Raw genomic sequence first — 16,587 nt, 5'->3', positions numbered from 1 at the left:
GTGGACGCCACTGTGCATCAGGAAACGGCGCAAGCCCAAAAGACGGCGCCAGTTCCTGGCGCACCTGCGCGGATCTGGCCCCGGTCGGGTTCATGTTTATGCCATTGCCTTTCCCTTGCGCCCAACATCAAAAGCATGGCGCGCGGCAAAAGCCGGCGTTGCGCAGGCGCCGTTCTTGACAGGCCGGGGCAGGGCGGCCACATCGCTTGGGCATGGCGAAATCTGGCATGGCGAAGTCTGGGCAGACTGATCTGTCCGGGTCGTGTAACGCCTGAGACAGGGTGACCGCGCGCCGGCAATGGGCTAGAGCCTGCCCGTACACGCACGGGACCGGTTTTGCGGCCCGTCGCCTCACGGCGCATGTCGCTTCGGGGACTTCACATCATGGCCGGCCCCAAACCGGACGATCAAGCCGCCGGGCGGCAAAGGCGACGGCCAGGCAGGAGGTTGGCATGACGGCGAAACCGCGTCTCGACGTACTGATCTGCGCGCCGCGCGGCTTTTGCGCCGGCGTGGTGCGGGCCATTGATGCGGTGGAAAAGGCGCTGGCCGTCTATGGTCCGCCGGTCTATGTGCGGCACGAGATCGTCCACAACAAGTATGTGGTGGAAAGCCTGCGCCGCAAGGGCGCGGTTTTCGTCGACGAACTGTCCGAAATTCCCGACACCACGGCGCCAGTGATTTTTTCCGCCCATGGCGTGCCGAAATCCGTGCCTGACGAAGCGGCGACGCGCAATTTCTTTGCCATCGACGCTACCTGCCCGCTGGTGACCAAGGTGCATCGCGAGGCCGAGGTGCACCGGCGGCGCGGCCGGCACATCATCCTGATCGGCCACGCCGGCCATCCGGAGGTGATTGGCACCATGGGGCAGTTGCCGCCAGGCAGCATCACGCTGGTGGAGACGGTGGAGGACGTGGCGCGGATTGATCCGGCGCTTGCCGCCAGCCTGGCCTATGTCACCCAGACGACCCTCTCCGTGGATGACACCCAGCAGATCGTCGAGGCGCTGAAGGCGCGCTTCCCCGAGGTGGTGGGGCCGCACAAGGAAGACATCTGCTACGCCACCACCAACCGCCAGGAGGCGGTGAAGCGCGTCGCGCCCCAGGTGGAGGCGATGATCGTCGTCGGCTCGCCCAACTCCTCCAACTCCCAGCGGTTACGTGAGGTGGCGGAGCGCGCCGGCTGCCGCGTTTCGCGGCTGATCCTGCGGGCCGAGGACATCGACTGGGCGTTGTTCGGCAATATTTCCAGCCTCGGCGTCACCGCCGGCGCCTCTGCCCCCGAGGTGCTGGTGGAGGAGATTATCGACGCCTTCGCCGCACGCTACGACGTGTATGTGGAAAGCGTCTCCACCGCCGATGAAAGCGTCTTCTTCCCGCTGCCGCGCGAATTGCGCGCCGAACCCGCGGAGTAATCGTGGCTGTTTACACCGAGATCGCCGATGAAGACCTCATGGACTTCATCGATGGCTATGACATGGGCGCGGTGCTGTCGCTGAAGGGCATCGCCGAGGGGGTTGAGAACTCCAACTTCCTGCTGCGCACGGAGGCGGGGTCGTTCATCCTCACCTTGTACGAAAAGCGGGTGAACCCGAACGACCTGCCGTTCTTCATCGGGCTGATGGAGCATCTTGCGGCGCGCGGGGTGAACTGCCCGCTGCCGGTGAAAAACCGCAAGAGCGAGGCGCTGGGCCAGCTGGCTGGCCGCCCGGCGTGCATTGTCACCTTCCTCGATGGCGTCTCGGTGCGCAAACCCGGCGTCGGTCACTGCCGGGAGCTGGGCGTCGCGCTGGCTGGCCTGCATGAGGCGGCCGGGGGCTTTGCCCTCAGTCGTCCGAATGCCCTCAGCGTCGCCGGCTGGCGGCCGCTGCTCGACGCGGTGGACGGGCGCGCCGACGAGATCGCGCCCGGGCTTGGCGCGCGCATTGGCGCGGCGCTGGCCGACGCGGAGGCGAACTGGCCGCAGGGCTTGCCGTCCGGCGTCATCCACGCCGACCTGTTCACCGACAATGTGTTCTTCATCGGCCCGAAGCTGTCCGGCGTCATCGACTTCTATTTCGCCTGCAATGACGCGCTGGCCTATGACGTGGCCATCTGCCTCAACGCCTGGTGCTTTGAGACGGACGGTTCATTCAACCTCACCAAGGGCCAGGCCCTGCTCGCCGGCTACCAGAGCGTGCGCCGGCTGACGCCGGAGGAGGTCGCCGCCCTACCGCTGCTGTGCCGCGGCGCGGCGCTGCGCTTCCTGCTGACCCGGCTGGTGGACTGGCTCAACGTGCCGCCAGGCGTGCTGGTGAAGCCGAAGGACCCGCTGGAGTACGACCGCAAGCTGGCCTTCCATCGCGGCGTGATCTCTGCCTCGGATTATGGGCTGGCGGCGTGAGCGAACGGGTGACGGTCTATACGGATGGGGCGTGCAGCGGCAATCCCGGGCCTGGCGGCTGGGGCGTGCTGCTGATGTTTCGCGGCGTGGAAAAGGAGCTGAGTGGCGGCGAGGCGCTCACCACCAACAATCGCATGGAGCTGATGGCCGCCATCATGGCGCTGGAGACGCTGAACCGGCCCTGCGCCGTCGATCTGTGGACCGACAGCCAGTATGTGCGCAACGGCATCACGTCCTGGCTGCGCGGCTGGAAGGCCAAGGGCTGGAAGACCGCTGACCGCAAGCCGGTGAAGAACGAGGATCTGTGGCGGCGGCTGGACGCGGCGCGCGAGCGTCACGATGTGGCCTGGCACTGGGTGAAGGGCCACGCCGGCCACGCGGAAAATGAGCGCGTTGACGCTTTGGCCCGCCAGGGCATGGCGCCCTACAAGGCGGCTTGAGCCGACAGGGCGACCTGAACCAGGCGCGCAGGCAGGCGAGGCGGCGTTCCGCCCCGCCTGACATGGTCTTACAGGCTGGCGAGCAGGTGCTCGGCGGTTGAGACGTCCGCCTTGCCGGAGACGGCTTCCACATTGAGCTGCTCGATTACGCCGTCCTTCACCACCATGGAATAGCGCTGCGAGCGGACGCCGAGGCCGAAGCCGGAGCCGTCCATGGTCAGGCCGATGGCCTTCGCGAAATCGCCGTTGCCGTCGGAGAGGCCCTCAACCTTGCCCTCGGCGCCGCTGGCCTTCAGCCAGGCGTCCATGACGAACACGTCGTTGACGGCGGTGACGTAAATGGCGTCAACGCCTTTCGCCTTCAGCTCAGCCGCATGGGTGACGAAGCCCGGCATATGGTTGCGATGGCAGGTTGGCGTGAAGGCGCCTGGAACGGCGAACAGGACGACCCGGCGGCCCGCGAACAGGTCATCCGTCGATTTGGCTGCCGGACCTTCGGCGGTCATGACGCGGAACGTGGCTTGCGGAAGGCGGTCGCCGACTTGGATCGTCATGGTAACTCCCGGATAGTCTTTATCATCAGAGGTTTGTGTCGTTCTGGCCCATGCGCCGCAACAGGTTGCAGTCACGCTTCCCGGTAACGCAATGTCGCCGCGCCCGCCTGAAAAACCCTGCTTCCCTGTCCTGCTTCCCAAGGGAACGGCCAGGGGGCCTGACAGGCGCACTGCATGAATAGGACGGGATGGGCGCGATGTCATCCGCGCCAGCTGCCTGGCTGCGGTTCAATTCAATGTTCGCGGCAGGCGCGACGGCCCACAATCCCCTGTAGGCGAAAGCGGTCATGCCCTTTACAATAGGGCCATGCCTATACCGTTCGCTCCATCACCTGCTGATTCAGACGTCTGGCTCGACGGCCAGATGCTGGTGGCCATGCCATCCATGGAGGACGAGCGCTTCGCCCGTTCGGTGATCTACATCTGCGCCCATTCGGAAGAGGGGGCGATGGGCATCGTCATCAACAAGCCGGCGGCGGATCTCTCCCTCGCTGACCTGTTGCTGCAACTCGATATCATTGAGGACGCCAGCATCCGCCTGCCCTCGGCCTCGGAGCGGGTGCGGGTGGTGCGCGGCGGTCCCGTCGACGCCGGTCGCGGCTTTGTGCTGCATACCTCGGATTTTTCCATCGACAATTCGACATTGCCGATTGATGACGACATCTGTCTGACAGCGACGGTCGACATCCTGCGCGCCATCGCCAGGGGCGATGGTCCGGGCAATGCGCTGGTGGCGCTGGGCTACGCCGGCTGGGCCGCCGGCCAGCTTGAAAATGAAATTCAGGCCAATGGCTGGCTCAACTGCCCGGCCGATCCGGCGCTGATTTTTGGCGGCGGTGAGCACACCTATGAGCGGGCGCTGAAGCTGATCGGCGTCGACCCCGCGCGCCTGTCCGGAGACGCCGGCCACGCCTGATTGGGCCACGAACGCGCCGGCGCCGCAATCTGCGCGCCTCAGTCTGCAGAATGTGATTGGCTCTTGCGGGCTGCCGGCGGTCTGAGGATCACGCTTGCCGGGATGCCCGCACGCGTTGCAGGCATCGACGCGCCTTTTGGGCCGCTCACTTGCAAACCGTTTTGCAAACCGCCCTGTAAAACCTCTTGTAAAATTTCTTGCCAGCCCTGGCGCCGCTGACGGCGGATCTGTTCCGGCTTCACCTGCGATTGCCGTCGCCCTGGCTTCCCCCGGCATCAACCTGATGGACGCTCGGGTTTCCCCACAACCGGGCTTACGGCGCGGCGGCTACGCTTGTCCGCGTTCCCGCCCGGCCGTCTGGCTTCACGCCGCTTCCTGGGTCGAGCCGACGAGGCGGCGGGCGTCATAGGCGCTCATTGGGTCGCCGAACACGCTGCCCTGGGCGAAGTCGAAGCCGAGCTGGGCCAGCTCCACCGAATCCGACTCATCCTCTGAGCCTTCAGCGCAGATCTCGGCGCCAAGGTCGTGGGCGAAGGCGGCGATCGAGCGCAGGATGGCGACGCGGGCCGGCATGCCGCGGGCTTTCACCAGCGACGAATCAACCTTCACCATGTCCACGTCGGCGTGTTGCAGGCTGGTGAGCGGCGACTGGCTCGAGCCGAAGCGCGACAGGCACAGGCCCACCCCGGTTTCGCGCAGGCGCGGCAGCGTCCGCAGCATGAACTCCGGGTCTTCCTGCAAATGCCGCTCGGAGAGTTCGATCAGCAGCGTGCCGGGCTTGACGCCGGAGCGCTCGACCAGATTGCGCAACTGCGCCAGCAGGTCGGCGCGCAGCACGTGGACGCCGGTGAGGGCGACCGTGGCGAACATCGGCGGATCGACGTCCAGCGCGTCCTGCCAGGCCGCGAGCTCGCGGGCGCCGCGCTCGACGGCGAACAGGAACAGCTCCCCGAGCAGGCCGTTGGCCGAGGCGATCTCGCGGAAATCCTCATAGGCGAGCCGGCCCTGACGTGGGTGATCCCAGCGCAGGATCGTCTCGAAACCGGCGACGGTGCGGTCTTCCAGACGGACGATCGGGTGGAAGAACAGCTTGATCTCGCCGCGCTCCAGGGCGCCGCGCAGATCGGCGCCCAGCGCCAGCGGCTCGCTGCGCTCATTGCGCATCATCGGCCTGAACGCCTCGACCTGGTCGCCGCCCTGGCGTTTCGCCCATGCGGCGGCGATTTCGGCGTTGGCCAGCATTTCCTCGGCGCCGGAGCGCACGGAGGGATCATAGAGGGCGATGCCGATCGAGCCGGTGAGATAGGCCTCAAGTTCCCCCAGCGGCGCCGGCGTGCCGAGCACGGCGCGCACCTGCTCGGTGAAGGCGCGGATCGCTTCCAGCTCGGGCTCGGAGAACAAAACCACGGCGAATTCATCGCCGCCCAGTCGCGCCAGGGTGTCCTGCGGCTTCAGCAGGCGGGCAAGGCGGCGGGCGACCATCTGCAGCACCGCGTCGCCGGCGGCCGGGCCGGCCTCCTCGTTGATGGTGCGGAAGCGGTCGATGTCGATGACCACGACGGTGGGGCGCACCGTCTCGTCGCGGCGGGCGAGCAGGATCGCGGTGTTCAGGCGGTCCACGAGCAATTGCCGGTTGGGCAGGCCGGTCAGCCGGTCGTGGATCGAATCCTGCAGCAAGCGCTCCTCGGCGGTCTTCGAATCGGTGACGTCAGCGAGCGTTCCGACGATGCGGATGACCTCGCCGTCGCTGCCGACCACGGGCCGGGCTTTCAGGCGCTGCCAGACATAGTGACCGCGCGCCGAACGCAGGCGGAAGTCCAGATTGATGCGGCCGCGCCGCTGTTCGAGAATCGAATCAAGCGTGACCCGGTAGCGGTCGCGATCCAGCGGGTGCATCAGCGCCAGCCAGTCGGCGGCGCCGCCGCTGAGCGCGTCGCGCTTCAGGCCAAGCTGCTGCTCCAGCTCCGGGCTGACGTTGATGCGGTCGGTCTGCACGTCCCAGTCGAACACCACGTCGCCGGAGCCGGCAAGGGCGAGGGCGCGCCGCTCCGTATCGCTCACCAGCCCCTGGGCGATGGCCCCGCCGGCGAAGGCGTGTTGCAACACGGTGAAGCCAATCAGCATCACCACCAGCACCAGACCGCCGATCAGCACCGAGGGGACGATGTCCTTGGTCAGATAGCCGGTGACCGCCGCGCCAGCGGCCGCGACCCATGCGAGCAGCAGCGTCCAGGTGGGAATCAGCATCACCGCGCGGTCGTAGCCATGCATGGCCAGGTTGAGCACCAGCACGAAGCCGATGGCGGCGATGGCGGCGATGGAAATGCGGGCGACGCCGGAGGCGACAGGAGGATCAATAACCGCGAGGCCGACGAGGGCGCCAAGGAACACCAGCCAGATGGCGGTGACATGGCTGTAGCGCACGTGCCAGCGATTGAGGTTGAGATAGGCGAACAGGAACACCAGCAGCGTCGCCGCCAGCACGGTCTCCGCGCCGGCGCGATAGATGGCGTCCGCGCCGATGGTGAACGGGAACAGGCGCTGGATGAAGCCGAAATCAATGCAGGCCCAGGCCAGCACCGCCCAGGCCAGCGCCGCCGCCGCCGGGAAGATCACCGCGCCCTTGACCACGAAAACGATGGTGAGGAACAGGGCCAGCAGGCCGCAAATGCCGAGAATGATGCCCTTGTAGAGGGTGAGGCCGTTGGTCTTTGCCTTGTAGGTCTCCGGATCGAGCAGCAGCACCTGGGGCAGCCTGTCGGAGGTCAGCTCGGCGATGAAGGTTACCGTGGCGCCGGGGTCGAGCGTGATGGCAAACACGTCGGCGTCGGGGCTGTCCTCGCGCTCCGGTTTCAGGCCCTGGCTGGCGGTGATGGCGGCGATGCGGGTGCTGCCAAGGTCAGGCCAGACAACGCCGGAGCCCACCAGCTTGTAATGCGGCGCCACCAGCAGCCGGTCGATCTGCTCGTCGCCGGGATTGGTGAGGGCGAAGACGATCCAGTCCGGCCGCGAGCCGGTCTCGCGGGCCTTGACGGCGATGCGGCGGACAATGCCGTCAGGCCCGGGGGCGGTGGAAATCTGGATGACGTCGCCCTGGGAGCGGTAGCGTTCGATGATCCGCGTCAGGTCCAGCGCCGGCCGTTCGGGAGTGACGCGCACGGCCTCGACCGCCATCGCGCCTGCTGCGGACAGGCACAGGACAACCAGCGCCGCGAGAACGGCGCCGATACGTGACAACAGGGCTGCTGGCGTGGCTGGCAAATCGAACTCTGCAAAGGCCGCCGGACCGGAAGGCGCGGCGAAGTTCCGGTGGCGAAGTGGTAACGGCGGCAGCCCGCGAGGGCAACCGTCTGTTCGCGGGCGCGCCGCCGATTGGTAAACCCGCTGAACCTCATGCTGGCCGGGCCGCCCAAGCCATGGGGGTCAAGCCATGGAGACGGCCGGGCGGACGGCAACCCGATGCGTCGGCGCGCGCGTTGCCGGGGCAATGCTCCGGTCCCGCGCGACGCTTCTTTCCACCGCCTGAACATGGCGCGATTATGTTGGCCGGCAACCGCAAACGCCGCAAAAGGCGCCGCCGGTTGTCGCCCCCGCCTGGTTCGTCCTCCGCCTGGTTCACTTGCCCCCAGGTTCGCTTGCCCCCCAGGTTCACTTGCCCCCAGGTCCACTTGCCCCCTGGTTCATTTGCCGCGAGACACGCGCCTCCGCCAGGTTCACCCGTCGCTGGCCAGTCGCGCATAGGTGACGTGGTCGGCCCAGACGCCGGCGATGCACAGATATTCCCGGGCCAGTCCCTCAAGCTGAAAGCCGTTCTTCTCCAGCACCCGTCGCGAACGGTCATTGTGCGGCAGGCAGGCGGCTTCGATGCGGCGCAGGTGAAGATGGGTGAAGGCGTGCCGGCAGATCGTGTCGACGGCGTCGGACATCAATCCCTTGCCCGCCCAGGGCGCGCCCATCCAGTAGCCCAGCGTGCAGGTCTGGGCGACGCCGCGCCGGACGAGGCCAAGAGTCAGGCCGCCAACCATGATGTCATGGGCGCGGCTGAAAATCAGATAGCCATAGGCCGCATCGAGGCGGGCGTCGTTGCGGGAGGCCAGCACCTTGCGCCGCCAGGCGGTCCGTTGGAATTCATCGCCGGTGCGCAGCGGCTCCCAGGGAGCCAGAAACGCCTCGCTGGCGTGGCGCAGGGCGACCCATTCGTCAAAATCATCCATGCGCATCAGGCGCAGGTAAACCCGTTCGCCAATGACAGGCGCAGGCTCCGTCTGGCGCGGGGCAAACCGAAACAGGGCCAAGGCGCGCCCTCCCGGATCATCAGCATGGCGTGGCGACGCGGACTGTCGCGACGATATCCAACTACGCCGGACAAAACCCGCCGGGTCAATAAAAACAGCAGTGGCCGGCGAAACAGCAATGGCCAGCACATCAAAATGGCCGGACGAGGCCGGCCACTTTCATGTGGGGGGCGCGCGGCGTGTCCCGCCAGGACACGCCGCAGGCGCAGCGCCGGGCGCCAGAGGTCGCGGATGCTTCAGTAACGCCGCAACCTGGCCTCAGCCCTTGCCGGCGTTGGCGCGGATGAAGCCCGCCACGGCGGCCTGATCATTGGCCATGACCGTGAAGCGCTCCTTGCGGTCGAACAGGTCGGCGAGATGGGCCGGCAGCGGCGGCCGCATGCCGGTGGCCTTCTCCACGGCGTCCGGGAACTTGGCCGGGTGAGCGGTGGAGAGGGCGATGACCGGGGTCGCCGGATCCTGGGCGACTTCGGCGCGGGCGCCGGACACCGCCACCGCCGTATGCGGATCGATGATGTAGCCGCATTCGCGGTAAACGCGGGCGATCTCCGCCAGGGTGGCGTCCTCACCGGCGGTGTGGGCGCTGAAGCCGGCGCGAATCGCCGCCAGCGACACCGGCTCGATCTCGAAGGAGCCCGACTGGCCGAGCGAGGCCATCATGCCGCGAATCCCGGCGGCGTCGCGACCGCATGATTCAAACAGCAGCCGCTCGAAATTCGATGAGATCTCGATGTCCATCGACGGCGATGAGGTGGCGGCGACGCCGCGCTTCTCATAACGGCCCGAGGCAAGGGTGCGGGCCAGGATGTCGTTGGCGTTGGTGGCAATGGCCAGATTGGCGACCGGCAGGCCCATGCGGCGGGCGATGTCGCCGGCGAGGATGTCGCCGAAATTGCCGGTGGGCACCGAGAAGGCGATCGGTCGGTGCGGCGCGCCCAGCGCCACGGCGGAGGTGAAGTAATACACCGTCTGCGCCGCGATGCGGGCCCAGTTGATCGAATTGACGCCGGAGAGGCCCAGTTCGTCGCGGAAGCGGTGATCGTTGAACAGGCCCTTCACGATGGCCTGGCAGTCGTCGAACGTGCCATCCACCGCGATGGCGTGCACATTTGGAGCATCAACGCCGGTCATCTGGCGGCGCTGCACCTCGGAGACCCGCCCGTGCGGATAAAGGATGAAAACGTCGACCTGATCCAGCCCGCGGAATGCCTCGATGGCGGCCGAGCCGGTGTCGCCGGAGGTGGCGCCGATGATGGTGGCGCGCTGGCCGCGCGCCCGCAGCGCGTGGTTCATCAGCCGGCCCAGCAACTGCATGGCGACGTCCTTGAACGCCAGGGTGGGGCCGTGGAACAGTTCGAGCACGAAAATGTTGTCGGCGATCTGGGTCAGCGGACAGACGGCGGCGTGACGGAAAACGCTGTAGGCGTCATCAATCATCGCGCCAAGTCCGGCGGCGGGAATGTCGCCGTCGACCAGCGCGCCAAGCACCCGGCGGGCGACCTGGGCGTAGCTCTGCCCCGCCATGGCGGCGATATCCGGCCGTGAAATCTGCGGCCAGGCTTGCGGCACATAGAGGCCGCCGTCGCGCGCCAGGCCTGCAAGCAGGGCGTCCGTGAAGCCGATCGCGGGCGCTTCGCCCCTGGTAGACACGTGCAGCAAAGTTCTCTCCGAGCCTGGCCTGGAGCATCGTGCGGAAAGGTGTGAGCCGGTTTTCCGCAAAACCGATGCGATAACAAAAAACTGGAGCCGGATGGCAATCCGGCGTGGAAGCCGTCCGCCGGGGGCGGCTTCCATGAAAGCGTTTCCGGAAAAGCTGTGCTTCACTTTTCGCAGGAAAAACCCGTCAGTTCAAAGCGCTGGAGCGATGCCCCGGCGGTCAGGGCGGCGGGCATTAGCCTGGAGCGCTCCGCCGGTCGCGAAGCCGCCGCCAGACGAACACGCCGTACACCCCCAGCAGGGTCGCCGCCAGCCCGAACCAGGTCATGGCGTACTCCAGATGCCGGTTGGGGAAGCTGATGACCGTCAGCCCGCCGCGCGGCCCTTCCGTGTAACGGGCGGGCGCGTCCGCATCAATAATGAAGGGCGCCACCCGCTGAAGTCCCTGTGCGGCGGCGATGGCGGCGATGTCGCGGGTGAACCACTCGCCCTGCGCCGGATCGTCGGCCGGCACGAACGGATCGCGGATCTGCGAGGCGCGCAGCAGGCCGGTGACGGTCGCGTCCGCCGGCGTGCGGGCGTCGACCCCGGCGAGGGCCGCGCGCATTTCCATGGGAACGAAGCCGCGATTGACCAGCACCACGCCGCCGTCGCCGAGCCGCAGCGGCGTGAGGACGACGTAGCCCGCCCGCACCAGGCCATTTTCTTTCGGCGCATTGGCGTGCACCAGGGTCTGGCGGGCGAAGTCGTAGCGTCCCGACGCTGTGACGTGGCGATACTCTTCAGCGCGGACGTCGAGCGTCGGCCAGGCGCTTTCGGCCGGGGCTGGCGTCGGCGGCCCGCCGACGCGGGCGGTGATCTTGCCGATCAGGTCTTCCTTCCAGGCAAGGCGGTCGAGTTGCCATTTGCCCAGCGCCAGCAACACCGCCAGGGCGGCCAGGGTGCAGGCCGTCAGCAGAATGAGGCCGCTCGCGCCGGGCGCGGCCCCTTGCGCCTTCCGGGGCGTTGAAGCTGTCATGACGAAATCCGGCCTTCCTCAGCCTTGTTGGCGTATTGCAGGGCGATCATCAGGCCCTTGAGCGGCCGCAGGGGCGCCATGCACAGCAATATGGCGAGGGGCAGGGTGGTGATGAGATGCAGGAACAGCGCCGGCTCGAACGTCAGTTCGAGCCACAGGGCGAAACCAACGACCGCGAAGCCGCTGACCAGCATGATGAAGACCGCCGGCCCGTCGGCTGAGTCCGCGAAGCTGTAGTCGAGCCCGCAGCTCTCACAGCGCGGGGCCACCTTCAGGAAGCCGCTGAACAGCTTGCCCTCGCCGCAACGCGGGCACCGGCATCCCAGGCCCGTGGCGGCTGGCGACAGGGGCGGCCAGTAACCCTGTTGGTCATCGTGCTGGCTCATGCGGCCTCCTGTTGCCGCCAGACCGGGAAACCACAGGGGTCTTGCCTGGCGATCTTCCCGTTAGAAAAAAAAGAGGGCGGCCAGAAGGCCGCCCCCGATCATCGCGCCTTCCAGATCAGTGGAAGTAGCGGATATTCGAACCCCAGACGTAGATGGCGACGAACAGGAACAGCCACACCACGTCAACGAAGTGCCAGTACCAGGCCGAGAACTCGAAGCCCAGGTGCTGCTGGGGCGTGAAGTGGTTCCGGTACACGCGCATCAACACCACGGCCAGGAAGATGGTGCCGACCAGCACGTGGAAGCCGTGGAAGCCCGTGGCCATCACGAAGGTCGAACCATAGATGTTGCCGCTGAAGGCGAAATGGGCGTGGGTGTACTCGTAAGCCTGCACGAAGCTGAACAGCGCGCCCAGGATGATGGTGAGCCACAGGCCCTGCTTCACGCCCTGGCGATCATTGTGCAGCATCGCGTGGTGCGCCCAGGTCAGCGTGGTGCCCGAGGTCAGCAGGATCAGCGTGTTGAGCAGCGGCAGGTGCCACGGATCGAGCGTCTCGATGCCCTTCGGCGGCCACTGGCTGCCGAGGAACTCGGTCCGGGTGTACTGGATGGCTTCAGCCGGGAACAGCGCCGCGTCGAAATACGCCCAGAACCAGGCGACGAAGAACATCACTTCGGAGGCGATGAACAGCAGCATGCCGTAGCGATGGTGAAGCTGGACGACGCGGGTGTGATGGCCCTCGTGCTCGGCCTCGCGGATCACGTCCGCCCACCAGGAAATCATCACATAGATGATGCCGATGATGCCGGCGCCAAGCAGGTAGGGACCGACCTTCATGCCGCCCCAGCTCAGCCCCTTCATGGACATGACCAGGCCAACCGCCAGGACAAAGAAAGAGACGGAAGCGACAAGCGGCCACGGGCTTGGCTCCAGAAGGTGATAGTCGTGCTCGGGCTTCGCGTGCGCGTCGGCCATTGATCCAGTCTCCTGCCTCGGGGCGTGAGTCTTTATAACGTCACAGGTTGTTCTTGTCCGCATTCACTGCGGTTGCTGCCACAGGGCTGCCATTCTTTGACCGAAAAACCGTGTACGACAAGGTGATGCTCGACAGGTCTTTCGTTTCCGGCTGCTTCAGCAGGTCCGGGTCCACATAAAAAACCACCGGCGCGTGGATCGTCTCGCCAGGCTTGAGGGTCTGCTCCTCGAAGCAGAAACACTGGATCTTGACGAAGAACTGGCCCGCAAGGTCCGGCTGGACATTGAAGGTGGCCACGCCGGTCGCCGGCGCGTCGCCGACGTTGGTGATCTTGTAAAACACCGTTTTGGTTTCGCCGAGCTTTACGCTGACCTGCGGCTGCTCGGGCTCAAACTTCCAGGTGACGCCCGGCGCCACATTGGCGTCAAAGCGCACGTCGATGACGTGGTCGATCACGCTGGCGTTTGCTTCCTGGCCAACCAGCGGCGTGCCGCCAAAGCCCGTCGTCTGGCAGAACAGACGATACAGCGGCACGGCTGCAAACGAGGCGCCGGTCATCAGCCCCACCACCGCCACGCAGGCGAGCGCCACGCCAGCGCCGGACTTGCGGCGCGGCGCCATGTTCGCCGGGGCAGGGGATTGCTTGAGGCCGTTGTCAGACATGATGCGTCTCTCAGATGGGCCGCTTCAGGATATTCACGCCAAGTTTGGCGACGGTCACCGCATAGATGATGGCCACAAACGCCGCCAGCGCAATCGCGATGGCGAGATTGCGCGTGCGCCGCATTTTCTTTTGCTGCGGCGTCAGTTCAACCCCATCATCAATGTTCTTGTCGTCTGGCATGTCAGATAATTCCCGAAACAAGGCGGGGTCCCACGTCAAAGCCGCCGCCAAGTCCAAATGCATGCTCGGCGAGCAGCGTGGCGAACAGCAGGAACAGATACAGGATGGAGAAACCGAACAGGGCCTGCTCGGCCTTCGTGGCGGCGGCGCCTTCCCGGCGGCGGTAAACCTGCAAGGCGAGCACAATCATCAGCAGCCCGGCGACCACCGAGACGACGGCGTAGGCCCAGCCGCCCAGCCCCATGAAGAACGGGACAACGCCAAGCGGGGCCAGCAGCAGGGTGTAGACGAGAATCTGCGTGCGCGTGGAATCGGGGCCGGCCACGTTCGGCATCATCGGCACGCCGGCCTTTTCGTAATCGCCGGATTTGCTCAATGCCAGCGCCCAGAAATGCGGCGGCGTCCACATGAAGATGATGAGGAACAGGATGAAGCTGTCCCAGCTCACCGAGCCGGTGACCGCGGCCTCGGCCACCATGGGAGGAAACGCCCCGGCGGCGCCGCCAATCACGATGTTCTGCGCCGTCCAGCGCTTCAGCCACATCGAGTAGACAACGGCGTAGAAGAAGATGGTGAAGGCCAGGAAGCCGGCGGCAAACCAGTTGGCGATCAGCCCGAGAAACACAACCGAGGCGACCGAGAGGGACAGGCCGAGCGACAGGGCCTCGCTGCCGGTCACCTGACCGGCGGGGATCGGCCGCTTCGCTGTGCGCGACATGCGCGCGTCGATGTCCTGGTCCCACCACATGTTGAGGGCGCCCGAGGCGCCGGCGCCAACCGCGATCAGACCCAGCGATACGGTGGCGATGACCGGATGCAGGTGGCCTTTGGCCACCACCATTCCCACCAGCGCGGTGAAAATGACCAGCGACATGACCCGCGGCTTGAACAGCTCAAGGTAGTCGCGGACCGAGCCGCTATACACGCGCGCGTCTTCGCCGGACGCGGGAGCGTCTGGCTGTCCTGACATGTGGTCGCTGATCATGGACATCGGACTTCTGTCTTTCACCTGCCTGCGGGCCTCATGGGCGCGGAGGCCCCTGGCGGTTGCCCGGGAGACACTGCCGCCGGGCGCCGCCATCGGTCTGCTGAACGCTCGCCGTCACCGTCCGCAGACTTCGCTGCGCGGCGACAATCCGCCATCTGACGCGATTGCCGGTTCCGGTGCGGACATCCGCCAGTCTGAAACGATTCAGAACTGCCTGCCGTTCTTCTAGCGGCTCACCGCGTAAACTCAATAGGACGCGGCCGCGACCGCATGTGGCGCATTGTCGTCAACAACGTGGCGAAGGCAGGGGCTGGCAAAGCAAAACCGCCGGCCCATGGGCCGGCGGCGTATGCCAGAACGCTGGTTGCGGCGGTGAAACGGCGGACCGTTTCACCAGGCCTTGTCAGTGATCCGAAGAGCCGGTGATGCGCGGCAGCTTCTCGAACTGGTGGAACGGCGGAGGCGAGCTCAGCGTCCATTCGAGGGTCGGCGAACCCATGCCCCACGGATCGTTGGCGGCGCGTTCCTTGCGGCGCCATGCGACGTAAACGCCGTAGAAGAACACCAGGAGGCTGAACGCGAAGATGTACGAGCCGTACGAAGCGATGCGGTGCCAGCCGGCGTAGGCGTTCGGGTAGTCCACATAGTGGCGCGGCATGCCGGCGAGGCCGAGGAAGTGCATCGGGAAGAACAGCACGTTGGCGCCAATGAAGGCGAGCCAGAAGTGCAGCTTGCCAATCCAGTCCGGCACGACGTAGCCGAACATCTTCGGGAACCAGTAGTACCAGCCGGCGAAGATGCCGAACACGGCGCCCAGCGACAGCACGTAGTGGAAGTGGGCGATCACGTAATAGGTGTTGTGCAGTTCACGGTCGATGCCGGCGTTGGCCAGCACGACGCCGGTGACGCCGCCAACCGTGAACAGGAACACGAAGCCCACCGCCCACAACATCGGCGCGGTCATGCGGATGGAGCCGCCCCACATGGTGGCGATCCACGAGAAGATCTTGATGCCCGTGGGCACCGCGATGACCATCGTCGCGAACACGAAGTAGCGCTGCGTGTTGAGCGACAGGCCGACGGTGTACATGTGGTGGGCCCACACGATGAAGCCGACGGCGCCGATCGCGACCATGGCGTAGGCCATGCCCAGATAACCGAAGATCGGCTTGCGCGAGAACGTCGAGATGATGTGGCTGACGATGCCGAAGGCCGGCAGGATCATGATGTACACTTCGGGGTGGCCGAAGAACCAGAACAGGTGCTGGTAGAGCACCGGATCGCCGCCGCCCGCCGGATCGAAGAACGTCGTGCCGAAGTTGCGGTCAGTCAGCAGCATGGTGATCGCGCCAGCCAGAACCGGAAGCGAGATCAGCAGCAGGAAGGCGGTGACCAGCATGCCCCATGCGAACAGCGGCATCTTGTGCAGGGTCATGCCCGGCGCGCGCATGTTCAGGATGGTGGTGATGAAGTTGATCGCGCCAAGGATCGACGAGGCGCCCGCCGCGTGCAGGGCCAGAATGCCGAAATCAAGCGCCGGACCCGGGTGACCGGAGGTCGAGAGTGGCGGATACACCGTCCAGCCGCCGCCAAAACCGGTTGCCCCAGGCGCGCCGCTGACGAACAGCGACACCACCAGCAGCAGGAAGGCGCAGATCGTCAGCCACAGCGAGATGTTGTTGAGGCGCGGGAACGCCATGTCCGGCGCGCCGATCATCAGGGGCACGAACCAGTTGCCGAAGCCGCCGATCAGCGCCGGCATCACGACGAAGAACACCATGATCAGGCCGTGGCCGGTGACGATCACGTTGAACATCTGGCCATTGGAGAACAGCTGGAGCCCTGGCTCCTGCAGCTCGATGCGCATGAGAATCGACAGGAAGCCGCCGATCAGGCCCGCCATGAGGGCCGACAGCAGGTACATCGTGCCGATGTCTTTGTGGTTGGTGGAAAACAGCCAGCGACGCAGACCCGTGGGGTGATCCGCGTGATCAGCGTGGGCCGCCGTTGATGATGAAGCCATGACTCAGCTCCCGATACTGTTCGCCGGCTGACCTGCATCCGGGATGCAGGTCAGGCCCGGCAGGAAATGACGATGCCGCGAGGCGCGTGCGACGCGCCCGCAATGCG

16 protein-coding genes are annotated in these 16,587 nt (G+C 66.1%); 5 read left to right on the top strand and 11 right to left on the bottom strand.

Features of this window, described 5'->3' with window-relative positions:
• Positions 1 to 452 precede the first annotated feature (452 nt).
• Genes ispH through rnhA form a run of 3 tightly spaced genes read left to right on the top strand, consistent with a single transcriptional unit; the run spans position 453 to position 2,823 of the window.
• Positions 453 to 1,415 (top strand): 4-hydroxy-3-methylbut-2-enyl diphosphate reductase, encoded by a 963-nt coding sequence (gene ispH / locus ACERNI_RS07225; RefSeq protein WP_448832594.1) that lies wholly within the window; start codon positions 453 to 455, stop codon positions 1,413 to 1,415.
• A gap of 2 nt (positions 1,416 to 1,417) precedes the next feature.
• On the top strand, positions 1,418 to 2,383 hold the full coding sequence (locus tag ACERNI_RS07220; RefSeq protein WP_448832593.1) for a homoserine kinase: 966 nt from the start codon (positions 1,418 to 1,420) through the stop codon (positions 2,381 to 2,383).
• Positions 2,380 to 2,823 carry a ribonuclease HI gene (rnhA, locus tag ACERNI_RS07215; protein ID WP_448832592.1) on the top strand — a complete coding sequence of 148 codons (444 nt, stop codon included), beginning with the start codon at positions 2,380 to 2,382 and terminating at the stop codon, positions 2,821 to 2,823. The genes ACERNI_RS07220 and rnhA overlap by 4 nt, the downstream gene beginning before the upstream one ends.
• Before the next feature lie 68 nt (positions 2,824 to 2,891).
• Here rnhA and ACERNI_RS07210 read toward each other — a convergent pair whose 3' ends face one another.
• Positions 2,892 to 3,377, bottom strand: coding sequence for a redoxin family protein (locus tag ACERNI_RS07210; protein ID WP_448832591.1), 486 nt, complete (start codon positions 3,375 to 3,377; stop codon positions 2,892 to 2,894).
• Between the two features lie 307 nt (positions 3,378 to 3,684).
• Between ACERNI_RS07210 and ACERNI_RS07205 the strand changes: the two genes are divergently transcribed.
• Entirely contained in the window at positions 3,685 to 4,293 is a 609-nt protein-coding gene (locus tag ACERNI_RS07205) for a YqgE/AlgH family protein (RefSeq protein ID WP_448832590.1), read from the top strand.
• Positions 4,294 to 4,656: 363 nt separating this feature from the next.
• Here the strand turns inward: ACERNI_RS07205 and ACERNI_RS07200 are convergent, their stop codons facing one another.
• From ACERNI_RS07200 to ACERNI_RS07160, 9 genes are all read right to left on the bottom strand, one after another.
• Complete coding sequence (locus tag ACERNI_RS07200; protein ID WP_448832589.1) at positions 4,657 to 7,530, bottom strand: EAL domain-containing protein; 2,874 nt, start codon at positions 7,528 to 7,530, stop codon at positions 4,657 to 4,659.
• Positions 7,531 to 8,006: 476 nt separating this feature from the next.
• A complete protein-coding gene (locus ACERNI_RS07195) occupies positions 8,007 to 8,588 on the bottom strand; it encodes a GNAT family N-acetyltransferase (RefSeq protein ID WP_448832588.1) in 582 nt (193 codons plus the stop codon).
• 258 nt (positions 8,589 to 8,846) lie between these two features.
• A complete protein-coding gene (gene thrC, locus ACERNI_RS07190) occupies positions 8,847 to 10,247 on the bottom strand; it encodes a threonine synthase (RefSeq protein WP_448832587.1) in 1,401 nt (466 codons plus the stop codon).
• 232 nt (positions 10,248 to 10,479) lie between these two features.
• The gene (locus tag ACERNI_RS07185) at positions 10,480 to 11,262 is read right to left on the bottom strand and encodes an SURF1 family protein (RefSeq protein ID WP_448832586.1); all 783 of its coding nucleotides are present in this window, start codon (positions 11,260 to 11,262) and stop codon (positions 10,480 to 10,482) included.
• Entirely contained in the window at positions 11,259 to 11,648 is a 390-nt protein-coding gene (locus ACERNI_RS07180) for a DUF983 domain-containing protein (RefSeq protein WP_448832585.1), read from the bottom strand. The genes ACERNI_RS07185 and ACERNI_RS07180 overlap by 4 nt, the downstream gene beginning before the upstream one ends.
• Before the next feature lie 115 nt (positions 11,649 to 11,763).
• The gene (locus ACERNI_RS07175) at positions 11,764 to 12,624 is read right to left on the bottom strand and encodes a cytochrome c oxidase subunit 3 (protein WP_448832584.1); all 861 of its coding nucleotides are present in this window, start codon (positions 12,622 to 12,624) and stop codon (positions 11,764 to 11,766) included.
• 40 nt (positions 12,625 to 12,664) lie between these two features.
• A complete protein-coding gene (locus ACERNI_RS07170; protein WP_448832583.1) occupies positions 12,665 to 13,288 on the bottom strand; it encodes a cytochrome c oxidase assembly protein in 624 nt (207 codons plus the stop codon).
• A gap of 10 nt (positions 13,289 to 13,298) precedes the next feature.
• Complete coding sequence (locus tag ACERNI_RS07165) at positions 13,299 to 13,469, bottom strand: hypothetical protein (RefSeq protein ID WP_448832582.1); 171 nt, start codon at positions 13,467 to 13,469, stop codon at positions 13,299 to 13,301.
• A gap of 1 nt (position 13,470) precedes the next feature.
• Entirely contained in the window at positions 13,471 to 14,460 is a 990-nt protein-coding gene (locus ACERNI_RS07160) for a heme o synthase (RefSeq protein WP_448832581.1), read from the bottom strand.
• Between ACERNI_RS07160 and ACERNI_RS07155 the strand changes: the two genes are divergently transcribed.
• Entirely contained in the window at positions 14,438 to 14,686 is a 249-nt protein-coding gene (locus ACERNI_RS07155) for a hypothetical protein (RefSeq protein WP_448832580.1), read from the top strand. The two genes, ACERNI_RS07160 and ACERNI_RS07155, sit on opposite strands and share 23 nt — an antisense overlap.
• Before the next feature lie 174 nt (positions 14,687 to 14,860).
• On the opposite strand, the gene ctaD is transcribed toward ACERNI_RS07155, so the two are convergent.
• Positions 14,861 to 16,480 (bottom strand): cytochrome c oxidase subunit I, encoded by a 1,620-nt coding sequence (gene ctaD / locus ACERNI_RS07150; RefSeq protein ID WP_448832579.1) that lies wholly within the window; start codon positions 16,478 to 16,480, stop codon positions 14,861 to 14,863.
• Positions 16,481 to 16,587 lie beyond the last annotated feature (107 nt).

The organism is Camelimonas sp. ID_303_24, from assembly GCF_053543495.1.
Note: the sequence above shows the minus strand (reverse complement) of the source record. Positions and strands in the feature narration are given on the sequence as shown.

Bases quoted from the DNA above. Each gene is read 5' to 3' on its own strand.
- ACERNI_RS07205 (WP_448832590.1), top strand. From the start codon at position 3,685: ATGCCTATACCGTTCGCTCCATCACCTGCTGATTCAGACGTCTGGCTC.
- ACERNI_RS07160 (WP_448832581.1), bottom strand. From the start codon at position 14,460: ATGTCCATGATCAGCGACCACATGTCAGGACAGCCAGACGCTCCCGCG.
- ACERNI_RS07210 (WP_448832591.1), bottom strand. From the start codon at position 3,377: ATGACGATCCAAGTCGGCGACCGCCTTCCGCAAGCCACGTTCCGCGTC.
- ACERNI_RS07185 (WP_448832586.1), bottom strand. From the start codon at position 11,262: ATGACAGCTTCAACGCCCCGGAAGGCGCAAGGGGCCGCGCCCGGCGCG.
- ACERNI_RS07180 (WP_448832585.1), bottom strand. From the start codon at position 11,648: ATGAGCCAGCACGATGACCAACAGGGTTACTGGCCGCCCCTGTCGCCA.
- ispH (WP_448832594.1), top strand. From the start codon at position 453: ATGACGGCGAAACCGCGTCTCGACGTACTGATCTGCGCGCCGCGCGGC.
- ACERNI_RS07165 (WP_448832582.1), bottom strand. From the start codon at position 13,469: ATGCCAGACGACAAGAACATTGATGATGGGGTTGAACTGACGCCGCAG.
- ctaD (WP_448832579.1), bottom strand. From the start codon at position 16,480: ATGGCTTCATCATCAACGGCGGCCCACGCTGATCACGCGGATCACCCC.
- ACERNI_RS07155 (WP_448832580.1), top strand. From the start codon at position 14,438: ATGTGGTCGCTGATCATGGACATCGGACTTCTGTCTTTCACCTGCCTG.
- ACERNI_RS07175 (WP_448832584.1), bottom strand. From the start codon at position 12,624: ATGGCCGACGCGCACGCGAAGCCCGAGCACGACTATCACCTTCTGGAG.
- ACERNI_RS07170 (WP_448832583.1), bottom strand. From the start codon at position 13,288: ATGTCTGACAACGGCCTCAAGCAATCCCCTGCCCCGGCGAACATGGCG.